The sequence below is a fragment of the Thermogemmatispora onikobensis genome (assembly GCF_001748285.1).
Taxonomy (GTDB): Bacteria; Chloroflexota; Ktedonobacteria; order Ktedonobacterales; family Ktedonobacteraceae; genus Thermogemmatispora; species Thermogemmatispora onikobensis.
Map to the genome: position 1 here is coordinate 55,175 of NZ_BDGT01000029.1, position 22,615 is coordinate 77,789.

Consider the following 22,615-nt stretch of genomic DNA (forward strand, 5'->3'; position numbering starts at 1 on the left):
GAGGTCTTGTCATGGGAGCTGCAGAGGAAGGCGAGGTTTCGTCAGGGCTGGAGGAGCTGCCTCCTGGGGCCTATCTGTTGGCCGAGGGGGAGATCGTGCTCAACGCTGGTCGACGGACGGCGCGCCTGCGGGTGCGCAATCGGGGCGATCGTCCGGTGCAGGTTGGCAGCCACTATCACTTTTTCGAGGTTAATCCGGCGTTGCAGTTTGAGCGGGCCGCCGCCTATGGCATGCGCCTCAACATCGCCGCGGGGACGGCGGTGCGCTTCGAGCCGGGCGAGGAGAAAGAGGTGACGCTGGTGGCCTTCGGCGGCAGGCAGGCGATCTATGGCCACCGCGGCCAGGTCAACGGGCCGCTGCAGGCGAGGCCGCCGGAGCCGGCGGGGGAGGCCGCCGACGCTGAGAGCGAGCGGTCTGGCGAGGAGGGCAAGCTATGAGCTTCTCGTTGCCACGTCGTACCTATGCCGATCTCTATGGACCGACGGTCGGCGACCGCGTACGCCTGGCCGATACGGCCCTGCTGATCGAGATCGAGCATGATTACACGGTCTATGGCGATGAGGTGACCTTTGGCGGCGGGAAGGTGATCCGCGATGGGATGGGGCAGAACAGCCAGGCGCTGCGCGAGGGGAAGGCAGGCGAGCTGCGAGCTTTGGATCTGGTGATCACCAATGCCATTGTGCTCGACCATTGGGGGATCGTCAAGGGCGATATTGGCATCAGAAATGGGCGCATTGTGAAGGTGGGGAAGGCGGGCAATCCCGATACGATGGAGGGGGTCGATCCCGAGCTGGTGATCGGGGCCAGTACCGAGGTGATCGCCGGCGAGCATTTGATTGTGACGCCGGGCGGCATCGATAGCCATATTCATTTCATTTCGCCGCAGCAGGTCTATGAGGCGCTGGCCAATGGGATTACGACGATGATCGGCGGCGGAACGGGACCGGCGACGGGGACGAATGCGACGACCTGTACGCCCGGGGCCTGGTATCTGGCGCGCATGCTGCAGGCGGCGGAGCATTGGCCGCTGAACTTTGGTTTTCTGGGCAAGGGGAACGCCGCCGCGGAGGAGCCGCTGCTGGAGCAGATTCAGGCCGGAGCCTGCGGGATGAAGCTGCATGAGGATTGGGGCAGTACGCCGGCGGCCATCGATGCTTGTCTGCGGGTGGCTGAGATCTGCGATGTGCAGGTGGCGATCCATACGGATACGATGAATGAGAGCGGCTTTGTAGAAGAGACGATCGCGGCCATCGCCGGGCGGACCATCCATACCTACCATACGGAAGGGGCTGGCGGCGGCCATGCGCCCGATATTATTCGCGTGGCCGGGCTGCCCAATGTGCTGCCCTCGTCAACGAACCCGACGCGGCCCTATACGGTCAATACGCTGGCTGAGCATCTGGATATGTTGATGGTCTGCCATCATCTCAATCCGCAGGTGCCGGAGGATGTGGCCTTTGCGGAGAGCCGCATCCGCCCGGAGACGATTGCAGCGGAGGATATTCTGCACGATCTGGGCGTGATCAGTATGATGTCGAGCGATTCGCAGGCGATGGGGCGCATCGGTGAGGTGGTTCTGCGCACCTGGCAGACGGCCCATAAGATGAAGGTGCAGCGCGGCCCGCTGCCCGAGGATTCGGGGCGCAACGATAATGTTCGGGTCAAGCGTTATCTGGCCAAGTATACGATCAATCCGGCGATTACGCACGGGGTGGCGCATGAGATCGGGTCGATCGAGCCGGGGAAGCTGGCCGATCTGGTGCTGTGGAAGCCGGCCTTCTTCGGGGTGCGGCCCGAGATGGTCATCAAGGGGGGCTTCATCGCCTGGAGTGTGATGGGCGATCCCAACGCTTCGATTCCGACGCCGCAGCCGGCGCTCTATCGCCCGATGTTCGGTTCGTTCGGGGCGGCGGTGGCGGAGACCAGTCTGACCTTTGTGTCGCGGGCGGCGCTGGAGGCCGAGGTGCCGCAGCGCCTGGGCCTGCGCAAGCGGGCGGTGGCCGTCGAGAACTGCCGCACGATTGGCAAGCGGGATCTGGTGCATAATACGGCGACGCCGCTGATCGAGGTCGATCCTGAGACCTATGAGGTGCGTGCCGATGGGGTGCTGTTGACCTGCGAGCCGGCGCGGGTGTTGCCCCTGGCCCAGCGTTACTTTTTGTTCTGATTGTATCGATTATTGTGCTATGTGTTACTTTTTGTATCTCTACTCCATTACAAGTGCGGGAGAGTTCAGGATGGCTCTCCTGCCTGAAGGAGGGCGAGGCTATGTCTGAGGTGTATCAGCAGCAACAGCAGCAGGAGCGGCGAGCTTTTCGGGTGGGCATTGCGGGGCCGGTGGGCAGTGGCAAGACGGCGCTGGTGGATTGTCTGAGTCGGCGTCTACGCGATCGCTATAATCTGGCGGTGGTGACGAACGATATTTATACGCGCGAGGATGCGGAGTTTTTGCTGCGGCAGGGGACGCTGCCGGCGGAGCGGGTGCGGGGGGTGGAGACGGGGTGTTGTCCGCATACGGCGATCCGTGATGATGTCTCGATGAACGAGGAGGCGATCGCCGATCTGGAGGCGAGTCTGCCGGGGTTGGAGCTGGTGCTGATTGAGAGTGGTGGGGATAATCTGGCGGCGTCGTTCAGCCCGGATCTGGTGGATGTCTGGATTTATGTGATTGATGTGGCGGAGGGGGAGAAGATGCCGCGCAAGGGGGGACCGGGGATTCTGCGTTCGGATTTGCTCTTGATTAATAAGATTGATCTGGCGCCGTATGTGGGGGCGTCGCTGGAGGTGATGGAGCGGGATACGCGCCGCCAGCGTGGGGAGCGTCCTTTTGTCTTTACTAATTTGCGCAGTGGCGAGGGGTTGGAGGTGGTGGTGGGCTGGCTGGAGGAGCAGCTGGCGCGGGCGCGCGGGTCGCAGATTCATCTTCCTTCGTAACCGTAGCCTTTCTTCTGTCAGCTCGGTTGGTCTGCTGGAATTGGGGCCAGAATGGGGCCGCCGCCGGTGCCACGGCGTTCCTGTTCTGGCCCTCCTCTGGGTTTGGTGGCTGGGGTTGAGAAAGCTCTCCTCTCTATTGCCGAATTTCCTCCTTGCCGTCGTGCGCTCTATGCCGTATCATCTGGAGTGCTCGATGGTGAGCAAATTCGCCCGCATTTTTGCACACCTGGCTTCGTTCTTTTGTATGCAATGGCCATCCAATCGCTAGATAGGATCGCGTGTTGATGTGATGGAGGCTCTCCCCCAGGTGCAGCTTGCTTTCCCAGGAAGCGGTGTTTCGGTCTCTGGCTGGTTGTCAGTCTGTGGGTTTTGGGCTGGCCCGGCTTGGGGCCTGGGTCGGCTGGCTGGTGCCGTCTGTGCTGCCTGGCCCCCGGTGGCTTCAGGCTCGCTTGTGAGACAAGGGGCGCTCGAGTGCTCGGTCGACAGGGGAGGAGAGGAAAGGCAGGCATGGGTGATGGCCTATGATTTTCGCTCCTCTTGTTCGCTGTCAGGTTGGAGAGAGGTGTGTCTCCGATGGCTGCCGTGAATGAGCTTTATCCCAATGTGCGCGTGCGGGGGCTGCGTCCCCATGAGGTGGTGACCCTGCTTGCGGTTCAGCCGCATGGCCCGGATGAGGTTGAGGTGGTTTATCGCGATGCTAACGGCCAGCTTGGTTCCGAGCTGCTCTACGCCGATCGGCTGGCTCAGTTGACGGTGGTGCCCGCTGAGGAGCGCTGGTCGTTCAAGGCCGATGGGGAGCGCTTCCGCCTGGTTTCGGAGGCCTTTCGCATTCGGTTGGCCTACCTCTTCGATCCGTTGCTGGCGGTCCATACGTCGCTGATTGAGCCGCTGCCGCACCAGATTACGGCGGTCTATGAGACGCTGCTGACGCGCCAGCCGCTGCGCTATGTGCTGGCGGATGATCCCGGCGCTGGGAAGACGATTATGACGGGCCTGCTGATTAAGGAGCTGCAGCTACGTGGCGCCCTGCAGCGCTGCTTGATTGTGGCGCCGGGCAATCTGGTGGAGCAGTGGCAGGATGAGCTGAAGAGTAAGTTTCAGTTGCCGTTTGAGATTTGGACGAAGGAGCGGGCAGCGGCCTCTTTAGCGGCTAATCCCTTTCTTGAGATGCCGCTGTTGATTGCGCGCCTGGATGCGCTGGCGCGCAATGAGGCTTTGCGGGCCTGGCTGGAAGAGACGTCCTGGGATCTGGTGGTCTTCGATGAGGCGCATAAGCTGTCGGCGACGTTCGTGGGCGATGAGGTGAAGTATACGAAACGCTATCACTTGGGTGAGTTGCTGGGGACGCGCACGTCGCATTTGTTGCTGTTGACGGCTACTCCGCATAATGGCAAGGATGAGGATTTTCAGCTCTTTCTGCGCTTGCTCGATCCCGATCGTTTCGCGGGTCGTATCCGTTTTGGGGTGAAGCCGGCGGCGGTTGGCGATTTGATGCGTCATTTGTTAAAGGAGCAGCTCTATACCTTCGAGGGGAAGCCGCTTTTTCCGGAGCGCTATGCGTCGACGCTGGCGTACAAGCTCTCGCCTCTGGAGCAGCGGCTCTATCGGGAGGTGACGGAGTATGTGCGTCTGGAGTTTAATCGCGCCGATGCTTTGCAGGGGGGCCGCAAGGGAACGGTGGGCTTTGCGCTGACGATTCTGCAGCGCCGGCTGGCTTCGTCGCCGGAGGCCATTTATCAGTCGTTGCATCGGCGTCGCTCGCGTCTGGAGAGGCGCCTTGCGGAGCTGCACCAGCAGCGGGTCATGGCTTCGGTGGAGCTGCCCGAGGAGGTGCCGCTGTTGGATGAGGAGGAGCTGGCGGAGTTGGAGGAGGATGCTCCAGATGCTGAGCGCGAGCAGGTGGAGGAGAGGGTGGTGGATCTGGCGACGGCGGCGCGGACAATGGCCGAGTTGGAGCAGGAGATTCAGCGCTTGCGGGAGTTGGAGCAACTGGCTGAGGAGGTGCGTCGCAGTGGCCGTGATCGTAAGTGGGAGCAGTTGTCGGATTTGCTTCAGCATGAGCAGGCGATGTTTGATGCTGAGGGCCGGCGCTGTAAGCTGGTGATTTTTACGGAGCATCGCGATACGTTGCTTTATTTGCAGCGGCGTATTACGGGTCTGCTGGGCCGCGCTGAGGCGGTGGTGGTGATCCACGGCGGGATGGATCGGGCGGAGCGTCGGCAGGTCCAGGAGGCTTTTACGCAGGACCCAGAGGTGTTGATTCTGGTGGCGACGGATGCGGCGGGCGAGGGCATCAATTTGCAGCGGGCCCATTTGATGGTGAACTACGATCTGCCGTGGAATCCTAATCGCCTGGAGCAGCGCTTTGGACGCATCCATCGTATCGGGCAGACGTATCCCTGCCATTTGTGGAATCTGGTGGCCCTGAATACGCGCGAGGGCGAGGTATACTATCATTTGCTGGAAAAGCTGGATAAGGAGCGGAAGGCGCTGGGTGGGCAGGTGTTCGATGTGCTGGGTCGCTTGCAGTTTGGTGAGCGCTCGCTGCGCGATTTGATTGTGGAGGCCATCCGCTATGGGGATCGCCCCGAGGTGCGGGTCCGCCTGGAGCAGACGGTGGAGACGGCCCTGGATCGTTCTCATTTGCAGCGCTTGCTTGAGGAGCGGGCGCTGACGCATGAGGTCTGGGATGTGGTGCGGGTGCGTCAGGTGCGCGAGGAGATGGAGCGGGCCCAGGCGCGGCGCTTGCAGCCGCATTTTGTGGCCTCCTTTTTCTTGACGGCCTTTCAGCGCTTCGGGGGCCGCTTTTATCGCCGTGAGCCGGGCCGCTATGAGCTGACGCATGTGCCGCAGCGTATCCGTGAGCGCTCGCCGATGGGTCTGCGACGGGCGCTGTTGCCGCGCTATGAGCGGGTGACGTTTGAGAAGGAGCTGATGACGCTGCCGGGGAAGCCGCCGGCGGAGTTGCTGTGTCCGGGCCATCCGTTGTTGGAGGCGGTGCTGAATCTGGTGCTGGAGGAGGATCGGGAGCTGTTGCAGCAGGGGGCGATCTTGCTGGATGAGCAGGATGGGGACCGGGAGCCGCGGGTGCTCTTTTATCTGGAGATGACGATTCAGGATGGCCACGTCGATGCCTCGGGCACGCGCCATGTGGCGGCGCGTCAGTTGCTGTTTGTGGAGTGCACTGCCCGGGGGGAGATGCAGCCGGCAGGCTATGCGCCTTTCCTGGATTACCGCGCGCTGAAAGAAGATGAGCAAGGGGTGCTGGCCGATGTGCTGGCGGCTCGCTGGCTGCAGGAGGATCTGGAGGAGCGGGCGCGCTCGTATGCGATCCGCGAGCTGGTGCCGCGCTATCTGGAGGAGGTGCGCCGCCAACGGCTGGAGCAGGTGGAGCGGGTGCGGCAGGCGGTGCACGAGCGCTTGATGCAGGAGATCATTTATTGGGATAAGCGGGCGGCTGAGCTGGCGGAGGCGGAGCGGCAGGGGAAGGTGAATGCGCGCTTGAATGCGGAACAGGCTCGTCAGCGCTGTCGGGAGCTTGAGGGGCGCCTGAATTCGCGTATGGAGGAGTTGGAGCGGGAGCGGACGCTGACGCCGCTGCCGCCGCGGGTGCTGGGGGCGGCGCTGGTGGTGCCGGCGGGTCTGCTGGCGGAGCGTCGGCGGGCGCTGGTGGAAGAGACGGCGGCTGGCTCCGAGCGGGCGGTCGCGGATGCGGAGGATGAGGTTGGGCTGGAGCGCAATCCCGAGGTGGAGCGGCTGGCGATGGCGGCGGTGATGGAGGTGGAGCGGGCGCTGGGCTATGAGCCGCGCGATGTGAGTCGCGAGAATCGGGGCTATGATATTGAGTCGCGTGTGCCGGAGACGGGGGCGCTGCGCTTTCTTGAGGTGAAGGGTCGGACGCAAGGGGCGGCGACGGTGTTTGTGACGCGCAATGAGATTCTGACGGCGCTGAATCAGCCGGAGCGCTTTGTGTTGGCGCTGGTGCTGGTGGAGGGCTCGCAGTGCGCGGTCTGGTATGTGCGCCAGCCTTTTGAGCAGCCTCCTGATCGGCTGGCCTGCGGGGTTTTTTATAAGATCGCTGATCTTTTGGCAAAAGGAGAGCGTCTGCGATGAGTGATTCGCTGAAGAAGAAGTTGATTGAGGTGGCGCTGCCGCTGAAGGCTATTAATGAGGCTTCCTCTAAGGAGAAGTCGCTGCGTCATGGTCATCCTTCGACGCTGCATCTGTGGTGGTCGCGTAAGCCGTTGGCGACGGCGCGCGCCGTGCTGTTTGCCTCGCTGGTGGACGATCCGTCGGCCCACCCGGAGCGTTTTCCCAATGAGGCCAGCCAGGAGCAGGAGCGCGAGCGGCTTCTCGAACTGATCCGCCAGTTGGTCATCTGGGAGAATACAACCAATGAGCAGGTGCTGGCGCAGGCCCGCGAGGAGATCCGCCGCGCGACGAACGGGGCGCCTCCTCCCGTGCTCGATCCTTTTGCCGGTGGCGGCTCGATTCCGCTGGAGGCGCTGCGCCTGGGGCTGGAGGCTCAGGCCGGCGATCTCAATCCGGTGGCTGTGCTCATCAATAAGGCGCTGATCGAGATCCCGCCGCGCTTCGCCGGGCGCCCGCCGGTTCATCCGCAGGCGCGTCAGGCCCTGCTCGCGGGTCAGTGGGAGGGGGCGCGCGGGCTGGCCGCCGATATTCGCGCCTATGGGCGTTGGCTGCGCGATGAGGCCGAGCGGCGCATCGGCCACCTCTATCCGCGCGTGCCTCTGCCGACGCCAGCGCTGGAAGAGCGGCCCGCCACCGACAGGAAGCGAAAGCCCAGTCAGGCCAATGGGGCCAGCCACAGCAACGGCGAGGCGACGGTCATCGCCTGGCTGTGGGCGCGCACGGTGACCTGTCCAAATCCGGCCTGCGGGGCTCAGATGCCGCTCGTGAGCAAATGGTGGCTCTCGAAGAAGCGGGGGCATGAGGCCTGGGTGGAGCCACTGGTGGAGCGCGAGAGCAGGCCGCCGCGGGTGCGCTTTGTGGTGCACACAGGACGCACAGGCCAGGGTGAGCCGCCGGCATCTTCAAAACATTCCCGGGGAGCCCATTTCAGCTGCTTGTGCTGCAATAATGCCGCGACCGAGGAATACATCAAAGCCGAAGGCCAAGCTGGTCGCATGGGCGCTTGTTTAATCGCCATCGTAGCAGAAGGGCCACGTGGACGCATTTACCTCTCTCCTGAACCTCACCATGAGGAGATTGCAGCGCTTGCTCATCCTGAGTGGCTTCCCAACCAGCCTTTGGCTAATGATATGCGCAATCTCTGGTGCCAGGGCTACGGTTTAACCACCTTCGGCGACCTCTTCACCCCGCGCCAGCTTGCGGCCCTGACCACCTTCAGCGACCTGATCGCCGAGGCGCGCGAACGGGTGCTGGCCGTGGCACGCGCCGCCTGGGGCGAGCTGGACCCCGCCAGCGCCGGCGATGAGCGCCCCCTGCGCGAGGGCGGCAGCGGCCCCGTCGCCTATGCCGACGCCCTGGCCACCTACCTGGCGCTGGCCGTGGATCGCTGTGCCGATTACTGGTCTGCCCTCTGCTCGTGGCATACTGGGCGTGATATAATTCGGAACACCTTCGCCCGCCAGGCGCTGCCCATGATCTGGGACTTCGCTGAGGCCAACCCCTTCAGCACGAGCAGCGGCAATTTCATGGGCGCCATCGACTGGGTGGCCGCTGTCATCGAGGCCGTTCCCTGCAGCGCCAGTGGTGCGGCCAGGCAGTGCGAGGCCAGCGCGGCGGTCAATGGCGTCGCCCGGCCCCTTATTTCCACCGACCCGCCCTACTACGACAACGTCGGCTACGCCGACCTCTCAGACTTCTTCTACGTCTGGCTGCGGCGCAGCCTGGCCCCCATCTATCCCGACCTCTTCGCCACCCTGCTCACCCCCAAGGGCGGCGAGCTGATCGCCTCGCCCTACCGCCACGGAGGCGACAAAGACCAGGCCCGCCGCTTCTTCGAGGAGGGCCTGCGCCGCGTCTTCGCCAATCTGCGCGCCGCCCAGCATCCCGATTATCCCCTGACCCTCTACTACGCCTTCAAGCAGGCCGAGGTCGAGCAGGCCGGGGACGAGGCGCCTGATGAGGAGCTGGAGGAGGCAGCCGAGCCGCTGGCAGACGACGAGGCAGAGGCCGCCGAGGAGGGCCAGGCTCCTCAGAGCGCGGCCCGGCGCCGCAACGGCAAACAAGCCGCCAACGGCCAGAACGGCACGGCCCTGGTGGCCTCCACCGGCTGGGAGACCATGCTCGAGGGCCTGATCAGTGCCGGCTTCACCATCACCGGCACCTGGCCCATCCGCACGGAGATGGCCAATCGCAGCGTCGCAATGGGCACCAACGCCCTGGCCTCCTCGATCGTGCTCGTCTGCCGCCCGCGCCCCGAGAAGGCCCCCATTGCCTCGCGCCAGCAATTCTTGCGCGAGCTGCGCCAGGAGCTGCCCCAGGCCATTCACCACCTGCAGCAAGGCGGCATCGCCCCCGTCGACCTGGCCCAGGCCAGCATCGGCCCCGGCATGGCCATCTACTCCCGCTACCGCCGCGTCGAAGACGTCGACGGCAGCCCCGTCAGCGTGCGTGCCGCCCTCCAGCTCATCAACCGCGTCCTGGACGAAATCCTGACCGCCCAGGAAGGCGACTTTGACAGCGAAACCCGCTGGGCCGTCGCCTGGTTCGAACAGTTCGGCTTCGTCAGCGGCGACTTCGGCAGCGCCGAAACCCTCTCCAAAGCCAAAAACATCTCCATCCAGCTCCTGAGCGAGAGCGGCATCGTGCACTCCCACGGCGGCAAAGTGCGCCTGCTGCGCGGCGAAGACCTGCCCCAGCGCGAGCGCCTCAACGACGGCCAGCCACTCACCACCTGGGAATTCACCCTGCGCCTGGCCCACGCCCTCCTCAAAGGCGGCGGCGAAGAGCACGCGGCCAGGCTCCTCAGCCAGAGACAGGACCTGGCCGCGTCAGCCCTTGAACTGGCCTACCGCCTCTACAGCATCTGCGAGCGCCGCGGCTGGGCCCAGGAGGCCCTGCCCTACAACAGCCTGGCCATTGCCTGGCCAGACATCAACCAGAAAGCCCTTCGCTACAGCAAAGGCGAGCTTGCCGAACAGGGGAGCCTGCTGCCAGAATAATCACAGAGAAGGGGGAGAATGCGCAAAACCGGGCGCCAAAAGTGTGCCTGGCTGCCGTCTCTCCCTTATTGGGAGAGACGATGACCCTGGCGTTTGCCTGATGAGCGTCTAGTAAGCGAGCAACTGGAGAGGAGCGACCCCCTATATGCCACGCACCAACCACGAATACGTCGGTCAGGCCCTGACCTATCTCCGCGACGGCCTCAAGCCCTTCGTCGAGCGCGAGATGCAGAACACCTATGGCACCAACTGGCGCAAACAGGCCGCCCAGTCCCTGCATAAAGAGCACATCACCGAGGATCAAGATCTCCTGCGCGACGTCCAGGCCCTGCTCGTCATCATGTGGGACCAGTGGAACCAGGTCTTTGCGCAGACGCTGGGACCACTTGAGCGCAGCCTGGTCAGCGAGCTGCGCGACACACGCAACCGCTGGGCCCATCAGGAGCCGTTCGACACCAGCGACGCTTACCGCGCCTGCGACAGCGCACAGCGCCTGCTCGAAGCCATCTCGGCGAATGAGGCCGATCAGTGCGAGCAGCTCATGTCTGAGCTGATGCGCCGGCGCTACGAAGAGCAGACCCAGCGGCAGGCCCGGCGCACCTCGGCCCTGGTCGCCGAGAAAGGCGTCGCCGGGCTGCCCTCCTGGCGCAGCATCATCACGCCGCGGCCCGACGTCATCGGTGTCGAATATAGCCTGGCCACATACGCCGCCAATCTGGCCCAGGTGGTACAAGGCAGTGCCCCAGCCGAATACCAGGACCCGCGCGAATTCTTCCAGCGCACCCACCTGACCGAGGGCCTGCGCCGCCTGCTGACCAACGTCCTGCGCCGCCTCAGCGGCCAGGGCGGCGACCCCGTCATCAACCTGCAGACCAACTTTGGCGGCGGCAAGACCCACTCCTTGCTGGCCCTCTACCACCTCTTCTCTGGCTACCCGGCCTCCGAGCTGGCCGGCGTCGAAAGCCTCCTGTCAGCGGTCAACCTCAGCAGCCTGCCCGGCGTCCAGCGCGTTGTTATCGTCGGCCACGCCATCTCTCCCAGCGACGTCCAGCACAAGCCGGATGGCTGCACCATTCGCACCCTGTGGGGAGAACTGGCCTGGCAGTTGCTTGGCAAGGACGGCTACGAGCGCGTCGCCGAAGCCGACCGGCATGGCGTCAGCCCTGGCTCCGACACCCTGCGCACGATCTTCGCAGACGCCGCCCCTTGCCTGATCCTCATCGACGAATGGATCGTCCATCTGCGCCAGCTCTATCACAACCCCAACCTGCCCGCCGGCACCTTCGAGGCCAATCTCAGCTTTGCTCAGGCCCTCAGCGAGGCCGTCAGCAGCACGCCGCTCGTCCAGCTCGTCGCCTCGCTGCCCGCCTCCGACAGCGAAGCCGGCGGCCAGGGCGGCAAAGAGGCCCTGGCCCGCCTGAGCCAGATCTTTGGCCGCATCGAAGCCCCCTGGAGTCCTGCCAGTCCCGAAGAGAGCTTTGAGATCGTGCGTCGGCGCCTCTTTAAAGACCTGGTCACTCCCGACCGATTCAAGGCCCGCGACGCCGTAGCGCGCACCTTCGTCCAATTCTACGAGCAGTACCAGCAGGAGTTTCCCAGCGCCAGCCATGAAGCCAGCTACGAAGACCGCATCAGGCGCGCCTACCCCATCCATCCCGAACTCTTCGACCGCCTCTACGGCGCCTGGTCGACCCTCGAACGCTTCCAGCGCACGCGCGGCGTCCTGCGCCTGATGGCCAGCGTCGTGCGCACGCTCTGGGAGCGCAACGACCCCAATCCGCTCATCATGCCCGGCAGCGTCCCCATCGACGCCCCCATCGTCCAGGACGAGCTGATGCACTACCTGGAAGACAACTGGCGTCCAGTGATCGCCAGGGACGTCGACGGGCCTGACTCGCTGCCGCTGCGCCTCGACGGCGAGTATCCTAACCTGGGCCACTGCGGTGCCAGCCGGCGCGTGGCCCGTACCCTCTTCCTGGGCACGGCGCCCACCGTCCACAATCCCAATCGCGGCCTGACCGTCAGCGAGATCAAGCTGGGCTGCGTCATGCCCGGCGAAAACATCTCGGCCTTCAGCGACGCGCTGGGCCACCTCTCCAATCGCTCAACCCACCTCTGGTACGATGGCCAGCGCTACTGGTACGACACGCGCGTCAGCATCACGCGCCTGGCTCAGGACCGCGCCCGCCAGGTCCAGGACTACGAGATCAGCCAGGAGCTTGAGCAGCGCCTGCACCAGAGCCTCAGCGGCCCCAAACAGCGCGGAGCCTTTGCCCGCATCCATATCTTTCCCTCCAGCAGCGCCGAGGTGCCCGACGAGAACAATGGCGTCGCCCTGGTCATTCTGGAGCCGCAGTTTAGTCATGGCGCCAAAGATAGCCACAGCCCGGCCTACAGAGAGGCCCTGCGCCTGCTCCAGGAGCACGGCAATGGGCGCCGCCAGTATTGCAATACGCTGATCTTCCTGGCCGCCGATCGCCACCGAATCGAGGGCCTCAAGGAGGGCGTGCGCGAGTTTCTGGCCTGGAAAGGCATCTGGGACGATCGTGAGAGCCTCAATCTGGACCTGGCCCAGCTCAATCAGGCCCAGAGCAAGCAGAAGGAGGCCAACCAGACCGTTGATCTGCGCATCACCGAAAGCTACTGCTGGCTGCTCATCCCCGAGCAGAGCAACGCCCGCGACAGCAGCAGCATCCTCCTGGATGAGCGTCAGCTCAAGATGACCGGCCAGGAGCCGAAGCAAATCGCACAATCCATCAGCTTCACCCTGCGCGAGAGCGAACAGCTCGTCGAGCGCTACGCGCCAACCTGGCTGCGCCGGGAGCTGGACAGTATCCCGCTCTGGCGCGGCAACCACGTCAGCGTCAAGGAGCTGCAGGACTTCTACGGGCGCTATCTCTATCTCAAGCGCCTCAAGAGTCCCGAGGTCCTGCTACAGGCCATCGCCGAGGGCGTGGGCCTGGCCCAGTGGCGCGACGACAGCTTTGCCTACGCCGACACCTGGGATGAGGAGCGTCAGCGCTACCTGGGGCTGCGCGCCGGTCAGCCTATGAGCAAAGAGCAGGTGCAGCCTTCCGGCCTGGTGGTCAAGGCGGAGGTGGCCGCCGCCCAGCTAGAGGCCGAGGCGCGCGCCAGAGCCGAGGCTGAGCGTGCCCGCCTGGCCCAGGCGGCAGCCAGCACCCTGAGCGCCCCCGCTCCCGCTGGCAGCGCGCCAGGGACCGCGCCGGCGCTACAGACTTCACCTGCTACGCTCTACGAGCAGAGCCAGTCGGCCAGCACCGCCTATACAGTCGCTGGCAGCTCAGCAACGGTCGCCACCGAGCCACCACAGCGCCGCTTCTACGGGGCCGTTTCTGTCGATCCGCGGCACCTCACCAGCAGCGCTCACACCATCGTCAGCGAGGTCATTCAGCATCTGCTGAGTCTGCCCGGGGCCAAAGTTGAGGTGACCCTGGAGATCCAGGCCACTTTCCCCGACGGCTTCCCGGCCCATAAGCGTCAGGTCGTCGAGGAGAACTGTCGTACCTTGAAATTCTCCGACTTCGGCTTCGAGAGCGAGTAGTCTACCCGGCAGGCCAACCAACCGGCCCGCCAGATCGGGACGCCAGCCCGTCTCAGCTCAGCCTGACTCCACGAAACGTGGCCAGTCACCGACGTGGCGCGTCGCGGCGTCCTGGTCTGGCGGGTCCTCCTCGGCCCAAGCGGAGATGTCAGGCGGGCCGTCGGCAGTCTGCAGCAGAGCGCAGGCCGGCGCCTCATCCCCAGCGTCTTCGTCCGGCGAGGAGGCCAGAGCCAGAGCGGCCAGCTCGCGGCGGAAGGGCCAGAGGAGGATCTGCCAGGCCCGCGCTGGCGGCAGTCCTGCCAGGTGGCTCCGCGCCGCCGCGATGGCCTGCCAGACCTCGCTCACATGCTCCATCGCCTCGGCCTGCTCCTCAGCCTGACCCAGGGTCGCGACCGCCTCCTCCAGATGCCGCCAGGTTGCCGGCGACTCGCCCTGTCCGTTGGAGACGGGCGCCAGCGTCGGCTCCTGCTCCCGCAGGCGTCGCACCAGCTCAAGCTTAACGCCAGACCCGGGCTGCTGGCGGATCTTCATGACTGGCTTCCTCCTTTGCATCTGATGCCTCTTCTCCGGTCGACACAGCTACCTGGGCTGGCAGACCCAGACGGCGTAGCTCGTCCTGACACCAGGCGAGCAGCTCGGGCGGACATTGCTCCCAGGGAACGTAGTCCAGAACGGCCAGCCGCGATAGCGCTGGCCCCAGCCCTAGCCGGGTGTGGATCTGCTCCAGATGCGCATAGACCGTGTTGCGGCTCAGCCCCAACTGTCTGGCCACCTCCGTGGTCGTCAGCCCGGCCCGGAGCAAGAGCAGCACCTGCCAGCGGCGCAGTCCGCGCAGTCTGAGCGCCGGCGATGAGCGCCGTTCGGGGAGGGTGGGCGCCTCGGGCTGGCTTGCTGGTTTGCCAGGCAGCGGAGGCAACCCCTCGGGCGGCAGCAGCGCGGGCGGACACTGCTCCCAGGGGACATGCGCGAGTGGATCGCTGTGGCGGGAGAGACAGAGACGCTGGCGCAACAGGGAGAGGTGAACGGCGACGGTGTGAGGGGCAAGGCCCAGTTGGGCGGCCACAGCCTGGCGGGAGAGGCCGCGGCGCAGCAAGAGGACGATCTGCCACTGGCGCGGGGTCAGGGGCCGTCGCCACCGGCGGTCAGCCCTGGGCCGGCAGGTGAGAGTCATAAGGTGTCTTCCTCCTTCAGTGCATGAATACAGGTAGAAACGAACATCGTCTTGTCGGGATGAGCAAGCAAGCCGTCTATGATGAAGGGAAGAACGAGGGTGGGGAAAGCGACCAGGGAGCCGGGGGGAGAGGTGGAGCGGAAGGGGGGAGCGGCAAGGGAGGCAGGTGAGGAGGGGCGAAGGTGAGAAGGTGCTGCACGGTGGCGAGCAGGTCGGCGATGGTGAAGGGTTTGGCCAGGAAGGCGGAGGCGCCGGCCAGGCGAGCCTTGAGGCGGTCGAGGGTGCTGTGACGGCAGCTCAGCATCAGAATGGGCAGGCGGGACAAACGGGGATAGCGGGTCTGGTGGCGCAGGAGATAGGTGAGCTGGAGACCGGAAAGATGGGGCAGGAGCCAGTCGAGCAGGAGCAGATCGGGCGGGGGTGCTCCGGGGCTGGCCAGCGCTGAGAGGGCGCTGAGGCTGTCGCTGCAGGTCTGGACCTGGTAGCCGGCGCGGCTGAGGGCCACGCGCAGCACCGTCCGACAGACCAGCGAATCGTCAACCACGAGAATGGTGGGTCCTGGGCGCATGATGTCCTTTCCCCTTTCTTAACTTACCACGTGACACGGACAAAGATGACCTCTAGTACAGCATATCCAGTCTGGTCAGCTATCGTCTGACACCCATCAGCATACTCAAGTTTATTTGATTTGTCAAGTTCTTATGATTCTGATAGTTTGCAAGATTGAGAAGGACCAGAAAAATACTGCTTGTCTGGTTAGTTTTCAGCTTTTGTGCTATACTATAGTGGCCTGAAAGGAGGGATTGCATGAGCCAGCCAGAACCGGAAGCAGACCGCGACTACTACACAGCCAGCGAGGCCATGAAGCGCCTGGGCCTCTCCAGGACGACCTTTCATCAATATGTCAATGAAGGGCTAATCCCTCGCTTGCTCAGGCCAGGGGCCAAGCGTGGCGTCTACCCCAAACGCGATATTGATGCACTGGCGCTGACGATGAACCTGGCCCTGCGTGTCCACGAGCGAATCATCTTCTCACGTTCGACGCCGGGCGACCAGGTAGAAGAAATGGACATCGGTATTCGCTGCTTCGGCAGTGAATTCATCACTCCTTTGGCGGAGCGCATCGCATTTCAGCGCAAGAGCGAGCACACCTTTTGGTCATTGAAGGTCGATGGGCGAGTTGTAGGCTACCTGTCACTCTTCCGACTTCCCCCTGCCTTGCTGGATGACCTGCTCACAGGCAGGCACATTGAGCGCGATATCAGGGTTGAGGACGTGCTCCCCTTTACCCGGATAGAGCCTTTTGATATTTACATCGACGTGCTGGCCATTGATCCACGTCTTGACCCACACCTCCGCTCGTTCTACGCCTCCTTAATTATCTCGCGCATTGCCGATGTACTTCTCGACTTTCTGGCCAACGGCTACCAGATCGAGCATCTCTATACCGTTACCGCCACACGAGAAGGCGACAACCTGGTTCGGAAGCTCGGCTTTCAGCAGCTGGCCGATAAATCCTTGGTTCCCGGGCGTGTAGCCTATGTGTTTCCCCTCGATGAAGCAGGAATCGCACGTTTACGTTCTCTAAGTAGGAGAGGAATCTATGTCACCCGCCGAAGAGAAGATTCGCCACGTTCTTGAAACCAATGCCGGGCGCCTCCGAACGGAAGGGCCGGACGTCGTTCGCTGGCTGACCGGTGGCAGCGAACCAGATGCCTATGTGCTTTTGGAACGCGAGCCTGCCACAGACCGGCTGGCAGCTCGCTGTGCTTCCTGTCGGCAGGTGCTGCAGCCGCTGACCCTGGTCGACGGACGTCTGGTTGCTGAAGAGCTAGTAGCAGTGCGGCGGCGCTTTGCTGGGCATACCTGTGCCCGAGCAGAGGCTTGAGCAGGGCTAAACCAGAGCCGTTCCGTCTGACGCCAGGCTGAGCGACTGCTCCCTTCGAGAGTGTATTATCGGGAGGCGCTGGGCCCACGTGGCCAGCGTCTGCCCGGGTGCTGAGGCCGTCGCTGCAGGTCTGGACCTGGTAGCCGGCGCGGCTGAGGGCCACACGCAGCACCGTCCGACAGACCGGCAAATCGCCAGCTACGAGCATGGTGGGCCCTGGGCGCATGATGTCTATACTCCTTTCTGACAGACACTCTTTTCACTTGCAGACTTCGCAGCTCAGCAGCATGCCTGTCCTCTCTCTAACAGATGAATTGACCTCTTCTTTACACAAGAACATCTTTTAATAGAAAGAGAAATGTGCTATCCTTTGCTTGACTTTACCCTTGCTCTTGAAGTATAGGCTATCGAGCCGGACGAGCGTGCCCCTTGACGGTGACATCTGTGCAGAATCCCTGCAGAAAGCGTGCAGCTCTGCGGGCCACAGCCGGGCTGGCGCTGAGAAGAGGCTACAACTATGCGCGAGAAGACGTGTCATCACGCCAATCACCTGCGAGCTGCCATCAAAGAGGCTGGCCTGACCATTGCTGAAGTCGCCCGCGAGACGGGCATCCCTGTAAGAACCCTCTTCGACTATTGTGCCGGGCGCGTGCGAATTCCCAGGAAGCGTCTGGAAGCCATAGCCAGGCTGCTAGCATGTCCTCCCGAGCTGCTTGTCTGCCGATCCCTTCCCGGTGGCGGCCCTCATCTGCTAGAATGGACGCAGAGCGCAGAAGCCGAAGCAGACGAAGCATCCCCGTTCCTTACCATGCTCGGGGAAGGAGCCACCGCCATCGATCGTCTAAGACGTGCCTTATTACAGCAACTGCTGCTACCGCTGGTAACGGCAGCCCCCTGGCTGCACAAGACTGCGCAAGAGCTAATCGAAGCGGAGGCCTGGGAACGCCTGGCGTTGGCGCTCAAGCGGCCCTCCCGTACCGACGCCGCCACCCTGGCCCATCTAGAGGCCGTCACCGACCTCTATTGGGAGTTATATCGTTCCTCGCTGGCCAAAAGCGACCTGCTACATGCAGTCTCAGGCCATCTGATGACCCTGACCCAGTTGCTGCATGCACAGCAACCGCTGGCTATTCAGCGGCGGCTGTGCGCAGTCTGTAGCAATAGCGCCCAGATACTCGGCGAAATTGCCCTGGATCAGCACGACGGAGAGCGCGCTGCCGCTTCCTATCGACTCGCCATTGAGCTGGCTCGCGAGGGAGAGCAGTCAGCCCTCTGGGCGTTGGCTGCGGGCCGGCAGGCCTGGCTGTTGGTCTATCAGGGAGCAGGCAAAGCAGCCTTGCCGACCCTAGAGCACGCGCTGGCATTAGGGCAAAGCAGCCAGCTCAGTGGCCAAAGCCTGGCCTGGCTGGAAATGATGCGCGCAGAAGTGCTGGCCCAAGAACAGGATCGTTCCGGCTGCGAACGGGCGCTGGAACATGTCCATAGCTGGCTGGATCAGAGTCAGGCCGAGCAAAGCCCTGATCAGCGCTGGACGGGCTTCCAGGTCAGCGCCTGTGCGGCCTATGAGGGTCGCTGCTACCTCTCTCTTGGCTCCCTCACCCAGGCCAGAGCCTCGCTACATCAGGCACTGCAGTGGCTTCCTGCAACTCCCTCCAGGCGCCGGGCGCTGGTCCTGGTGGATCTGGCCCACGTGGCTGCGCGCGAAGGGGAGCTTGAAGAAGCCTGCTCGTTGACTGAAGCGGCGCTGATGTGCGCCTGCCAGGCGCGCTCACCACGAGCGCTCAGAGCAGTCCATCGGCTGGCCCAAGCCTTGCAACAATGGAAGCGCCTGCCTTGCGTTGCCCGGCTCAATAGAATGCTCCGTTTGCTAGAGCAGGCGAGCCTCTCCTAGCCCGCGCATCAGAGGGCCACGCGCAGCACCGTTCGACAGACCAGCGAATCGTCAACCACGAGAATGGTGGGTCCTGGGCGCATGATGTCTATGCCTCCTTTCCGCTTATCTCTAAACAAGCGTGCTGTATTTAAGTGCTCTTACTTACAGTGCTACATCTAACATAGTGCAATCTAAGTGAGGAGTAAATCGGTGCTTGCCCAAAAAGGAAAATTCTTTTCCTTCCTACCTCATTACATGATTGAAATTGTTGCCCGGAGTAGCTATACTGTGCTCAGGAGGCGCTTCTATCTGGAAGATAGGCGAGTTGTATGGAACAACCATACTACTGGTGGTATGTGTATGGGCGATTTAGTCCAGGGGAGAATAATCTGCCCTGCACGGGGGAAGTCATTGCCTATTATTTCGCGCTCAGCGGCCTCTCGAAAGAGGAACTAGCACGCCGATTACAGTGCACAGAGAGATACGTCACCATGCTCAAGAGTCCGAAGAATAAGACGATGCCAGAGCTGCTTTCCCGTCGCATCCTGCTGGCCAAAGTGCTCCAGATCCCGCCCGTTCTGCTCGGTCTGTCTTCCGTCGCGCTCGCCAGCAGCGATGGAACCCTGGAACTGGCTTCCTCTTCCGTGGGGATCGAGTCACTGGCCAGTGGTCAGATGATGCAGTCCTACGAAAGCCTGCTGGCTCTCTCCTGGGAACTCTACTACACCAGCAGCACCCAGAAGGTCGCCCAGAGCATTCACCAGGCGCTCGGACAGCTCAACAGCGACTTTGCCCACGCCAGCGGCCTCAAGCGGGATCAGTACGATGCACTCCGCTGCCGCTTCTATCAGCTTGCATCGGTCGTGGCGCGTGACCGCCAGGACCGGGCCCAGGCTCTGGAATATGCTACCCAGGCTGTTGAGATTGCCGGTCGGCTCAACCATGCTGAATTGCTGGCGGCGGCGTATCTACGGCGTGCTCGGGTCTATCTGGGCCTGCAACGCTACGAGTCTGCCTGGCAGGATGCTGCTGCCGCTTTACCGTATGCCGACCTCGCCCGTGACCCCCTCAAAGGCAAGTGCCTCCAGATGGCTGGGGAGGCTCTCAGCTATGTGGCCGGAGCAGATCAGGGCCGGCAACAGCAGAGCCTGCGCTACTTCGAGGAGGCCGCTCGCCTTGCACGCAAAGGGGATCTGACCCCCGACGGCAGCTTCGTTAGAACGGATCTGACCAGCATCGCCATCGAGAAGGCCCAGGCCCTCACGATGTTCGGTCGGCACGATGAGGCGCTGGCAGCTCTCGGCGTGGCGCGCAAGCATCTGCAACCAGGTATGACACGCTGGCAGTTGAATTTGCTACTGGCCGAGGCTGATGCCTACTATGCTCAGGGGGACCTGGAAAGCTGCTGCTACGTTCTCACAGACGCCCTGCGCATCACCCGCGCGCTCAACCTGCCCACCAAGGAGGAGCGTATCAAGCGCTTGTATCAGCAGTGTCAGGGCAAGACGCCACTACATGCTCTGCGCGATTTACAGCAGTTACTCAGCCGCCCTGCTTGAGAGCGCGCAGCGTTGAGGCAGAGACGCAGCCAGGCTCTTGCTGCCGTTGGGCCTGCTGAGGGGTATACAGGATGAGGGAGGGAATCTATGTCACCCGCCGAAGAGAAGATTCGCCACGTTCTTGAAACCAATGCCGGGCGTCTCCGAACGGAAGGGCCGGACGTCGTTCGCTGGCTGACCGGTGGCAGCGAACCAGATGCCTATGTGCTTTTGGAACGCGAGCCTGCCACAGACCGGCTGACGGCTCGCTGTGCTTCCTGTCGGCAGGTGCTGCAGCCGCTGACCCTGGTCGACGGACGTCTGGTTGCTGAAGAGCTAGTAGCAGTGCGGCGGCGCTTTGCTGGGCATACCTGTGCCCGAGCAGAGGCTTGAGCAGGGCTAAACCAGAGTCGTTCCGTCTGACGCCAGGCTGAGCGACTGCTCCCTTCGAGAGTGTATTATCGGGAGGCGCTGGGCCCACGTGGCCAGCGTCTGCCCGGGTGCTGAGGCCGTCGCTGCAGGTCTGGACCTGGTAGCCGGCGCGGCTGAGCGCCGCGCGCAGCACCGTCCGCCAGACCGCGAGGATGGCTTTCCTTGCCTCCTCATTTTGCGGCTCCTCGTTCCCAGGATGTACGCGAGCGCACGGGCAGGGTCAGGCCCGCGAGCTTTTTTGTTTTTGGGGAGGAGAGAAGAGAGGGAGGAAAGGGAGCCTGGCCAAAAAATGGCCCCTCTGAGAGGCCGATTCGAAACTCGCCGCGGCTATCACCCCAATGCGGTCAGATTCTGACCGCTTTTGGCCAGAATCGCACATCTTCTGCTGCTTTTCTGATAAGAAATCTGTTGGTGCTTTCTCGAAACTCGCCCCTTGCGGCTTGCAAACAACGAGTTTCGAGAAAGGTCGTGATACGATAGATGTTGGTAGCTGGGGAAGGGGAAAAACGAGGCGCTCAGATGCCAAAAATGGGGCCTCGATCGTTATAGAATAAGTGAGAAGTATCCCCAATGCTCTTCCGCCGGCTGCGGTGGCAGGGGTCTCGATCCGCTTGTGGATACTGAAAGGTCAACGCAAGCGCTGGCGACGTCCAGGTTCCAGTTGGTGGCAGGGGTCTCGATCCGCTTGTGGATACTGAAAGAATGAACAGGGCAAGAGCAAGAGCAAAAAGAGAAGGAGGTGGCAGGGGTCTCGATCCGCTTGTGGATACTGAAAGCTTCTGGAGGAGATTGGCCGAAAGAATGGAGCGGAAGGTGGCAGGGGTCTCGATCCGCTTGTGGATACTGAAAGACCGGAACGATGGCCCGGGCTAAATCATCGTGACTCGGTGGCAGGGGTCTCGATCCGCTTGTGGATACTGAAAGAGTTGTTGGTGATGAGACGTGTCATTGCTCTTCTTTTGGTGGCAGGGGTCTCGATCCGCTTGTGGATACTGAAAGCTGGCTTTTTGTATCCGCTTCTCTGCTTTGCTGGATGGTGGCAGGGGTCTCGATCCGCTTGTGGATACTGAAAGAGCTCAACAATGCGAGCCGGCTTCTGGAGTCACTACGTGGCAGGGGTCTCGATCCGCTTGTGGATACTGAAAGTACCATCCTGGTCAATGGAGTCCCCCAAACTGTAGGGAGTGGCAGGGGTCTCGATCCGCTTGTGGATACTGAAAGCTCGGGTGATGCCAAGGGCTTGGCAGACTCGGATAAGTGGCAGGGGTCTCGATCCGCTTGTGGATACTGAAAGATGCCAGGCTCACCGGCTGCTTCGCGTCCAGCTCGAGTGGCAGGGGTCTCGATCCGCTTGTGGATACTGAAAGGTTGCAATGCTACCCGCGTTGCCTGCTGCTGTGGGGAGTGGCAGGGGTCTCGATCCGCTTGTGGATACTGAAAGGCTGGTCATGCCGCTCTGGCAAGCAGGGACACGGGAAGTGGCAGGGGTCTCGATCCGCTTGTGGATACTGAAAGGATCAACCCCCGGCGCAATGAGGCGACGGATCAGAGTGGCAGGGGTCTCGATCCGCTTGTGGATACTGAAAGTGTAGAGCCGCGCGAGCCAGTCTGGCCGGCTCTCGGTGGCAGGGGTCTCGATCCGCTTGTGGATACTGAAAGCTTAATTCATTCTCGTATGATCCATCCGTCGCTTTTGGTGGCAGGGGTCTCGATCCGCTTGTGGATACTGAAAGACAAGTGGCTTTGGAAATTCCGAAGAAATTTTCCCAAGTGGCAGGGGTCTCGATCCGCTTGTGGATACTGAAAGAGGCCACGGGGGCAGAGACTCGGGTGACCGGACAAGTGGCAGGGGTCTCGATCCGCTTGTGGATACTGAAAGCGTCCCTTTTCCTGTCTGAGCACCAGGTCAAGCAACGTGGCAGGGGTCTCGATCCGCTTGTGGATACTGAAAGCAGGTAGATACCCATACCTCACTTGCTATCATATGCAACGTGGCAGGGGTCTCGATCCGCTTGTGGATACTGAAAGTTTGCACATCATTGGCGCAGTAGTGCACGCAATCGCGC

The 22,615-nt window shown here is 62.6% G+C and carries 14 protein-coding genes and 1 CRISPR repeat array; of the genes, 11 read left to right on the forward strand and 3 right to left on the reverse strand.

Annotation, left to right across the window (positions count from 1 at the left end):
- Window positions 1-11: 11 nt before the first annotated feature.
- From BGC09_RS23615 to BGC09_RS13650, 6 genes are all read left to right on the forward strand, one after another.
- The gene (locus BGC09_RS23615; protein ID WP_245688590.1) at window positions 12-437 is read left to right on the forward strand and encodes an urease subunit beta; all 426 of its coding nucleotides are present in this window, start codon (window positions 12-14) and stop codon (window positions 435-437) included.
- On the forward strand, window positions 434-2,167 hold the full coding sequence (gene ureC / locus BGC09_RS13630) for an urease subunit alpha (protein WP_069804542.1): 1,734 nt from the start codon (window positions 434-436) through the stop codon (window positions 2,165-2,167). Before BGC09_RS23615 ends, ureC begins: the two co-directional genes overlap by 4 nt.
- A gap of 101 nt (window positions 2,168-2,268) precedes the next feature.
- Window positions 2,269-2,934 carry an urease accessory protein UreG gene (gene ureG / locus BGC09_RS13635; RefSeq protein ID WP_069804543.1) on the forward strand — a complete coding sequence of 222 codons (666 nt, stop codon included), beginning with the start codon at window positions 2,269-2,271 and terminating at the stop codon, window positions 2,932-2,934.
- A gap of 573 nt (window positions 2,935-3,507) precedes the next feature.
- A complete protein-coding gene (locus tag BGC09_RS13640) occupies window positions 3,508-7,047 on the forward strand; it encodes a helicase-related protein (protein WP_069804544.1) in 3,540 nt (1,179 codons plus the stop codon).
- Complete coding sequence (locus BGC09_RS13645) at window positions 7,044-10,085, forward strand: DUF1156 domain-containing protein (protein WP_069804545.1); 3,042 nt, start codon at window positions 7,044-7,046, stop codon at window positions 10,083-10,085. The genes BGC09_RS13640 and BGC09_RS13645 overlap by 4 nt, the downstream gene beginning before the upstream one ends.
- A gap of 145 nt (window positions 10,086-10,230) precedes the next feature.
- Window positions 10,231-13,647 (forward strand): Swt1 family HEPN domain-containing protein, encoded by a 3,417-nt coding sequence (locus BGC09_RS13650; RefSeq protein WP_069804546.1) that lies wholly within the window; start codon window positions 10,231-10,233, stop codon window positions 13,645-13,647.
- A 57-nt stretch (window positions 13,648-13,704) separates the two neighbouring features.
- Here the strand turns inward: BGC09_RS13650 and BGC09_RS13655 are convergent, their stop codons facing one another.
- From BGC09_RS13655 to BGC09_RS13665, 3 genes are all read right to left on the reverse strand, one after another.
- Window positions 13,705-14,178, reverse strand: coding sequence for a hypothetical protein (locus BGC09_RS13655; protein WP_069804547.1), 474 nt, complete (start codon window positions 14,176-14,178; stop codon window positions 13,705-13,707).
- Window positions 14,144-14,818: a LuxR C-terminal-related transcriptional regulator gene (locus tag BGC09_RS13660; RefSeq protein WP_069804548.1), complete on the reverse strand. Its 675-nt coding sequence runs from the start codon at window positions 14,816-14,818 to the stop codon at window positions 14,144-14,146. Before BGC09_RS13660 ends, BGC09_RS13655 begins: the two co-directional genes overlap by 35 nt.
- Before the next feature lie 76 nt (window positions 14,819-14,894).
- Window positions 14,895-15,386: a response regulator gene (locus BGC09_RS13665; protein ID WP_069804549.1), complete on the reverse strand. Its 492-nt coding sequence runs from the start codon at window positions 15,384-15,386 to the stop codon at window positions 14,895-14,897.
- A gap of 239 nt (window positions 15,387-15,625) precedes the next feature.
- Here BGC09_RS13665 and BGC09_RS13670 point away from each other — a divergent pair, with 239 nt between their 5' ends.
- From BGC09_RS13670 to BGC09_RS13690, 5 genes are all read left to right on the forward strand, one after another.
- On the forward strand, window positions 15,626-16,459 hold the full coding sequence (locus tag BGC09_RS13670; protein WP_069804550.1) for a helix-turn-helix transcriptional regulator: 834 nt from the start codon (window positions 15,626-15,628) through the stop codon (window positions 16,457-16,459).
- Window positions 16,422-16,706: a hypothetical protein gene (locus tag BGC09_RS13675; protein WP_069804551.1), complete on the forward strand. Its 285-nt coding sequence runs from the start codon at window positions 16,422-16,424 to the stop codon at window positions 16,704-16,706. The genes BGC09_RS13670 and BGC09_RS13675 overlap by 38 nt, the downstream gene beginning before the upstream one ends.
- A gap of 517 nt (window positions 16,707-17,223) precedes the next feature.
- On the forward strand, window positions 17,224-18,597 hold the full coding sequence (locus tag BGC09_RS13680) for a helix-turn-helix domain-containing protein (RefSeq protein WP_069804552.1): 1,374 nt from the start codon (window positions 17,224-17,226) through the stop codon (window positions 18,595-18,597).
- 311 nt (window positions 18,598-18,908) lie between these two features.
- A complete protein-coding gene (locus tag BGC09_RS13685) occupies window positions 18,909-20,138 on the forward strand; it encodes a tetratricopeptide repeat protein (protein WP_141727781.1) in 1,230 nt (409 codons plus the stop codon).
- An 87-nt stretch (window positions 20,139-20,225) separates the two neighbouring features.
- Window positions 20,226-20,510 carry a hypothetical protein gene (locus tag BGC09_RS13690; RefSeq protein WP_069804554.1) on the forward strand — a complete coding sequence of 95 codons (285 nt, stop codon included), beginning with the start codon at window positions 20,226-20,228 and terminating at the stop codon, window positions 20,508-20,510.
- Window positions 20,511-21,138: 628 nt separating this feature from the next.
- A CRISPR array of direct repeats spans window positions 21,139-22,577; the repeat unit is 38 nt; unit sequence GGTGGCAGGGGTCTCGATCCGCTTGTGGATACTGAAAG.
- Window positions 22,578-22,615 lie beyond the last annotated feature (38 nt).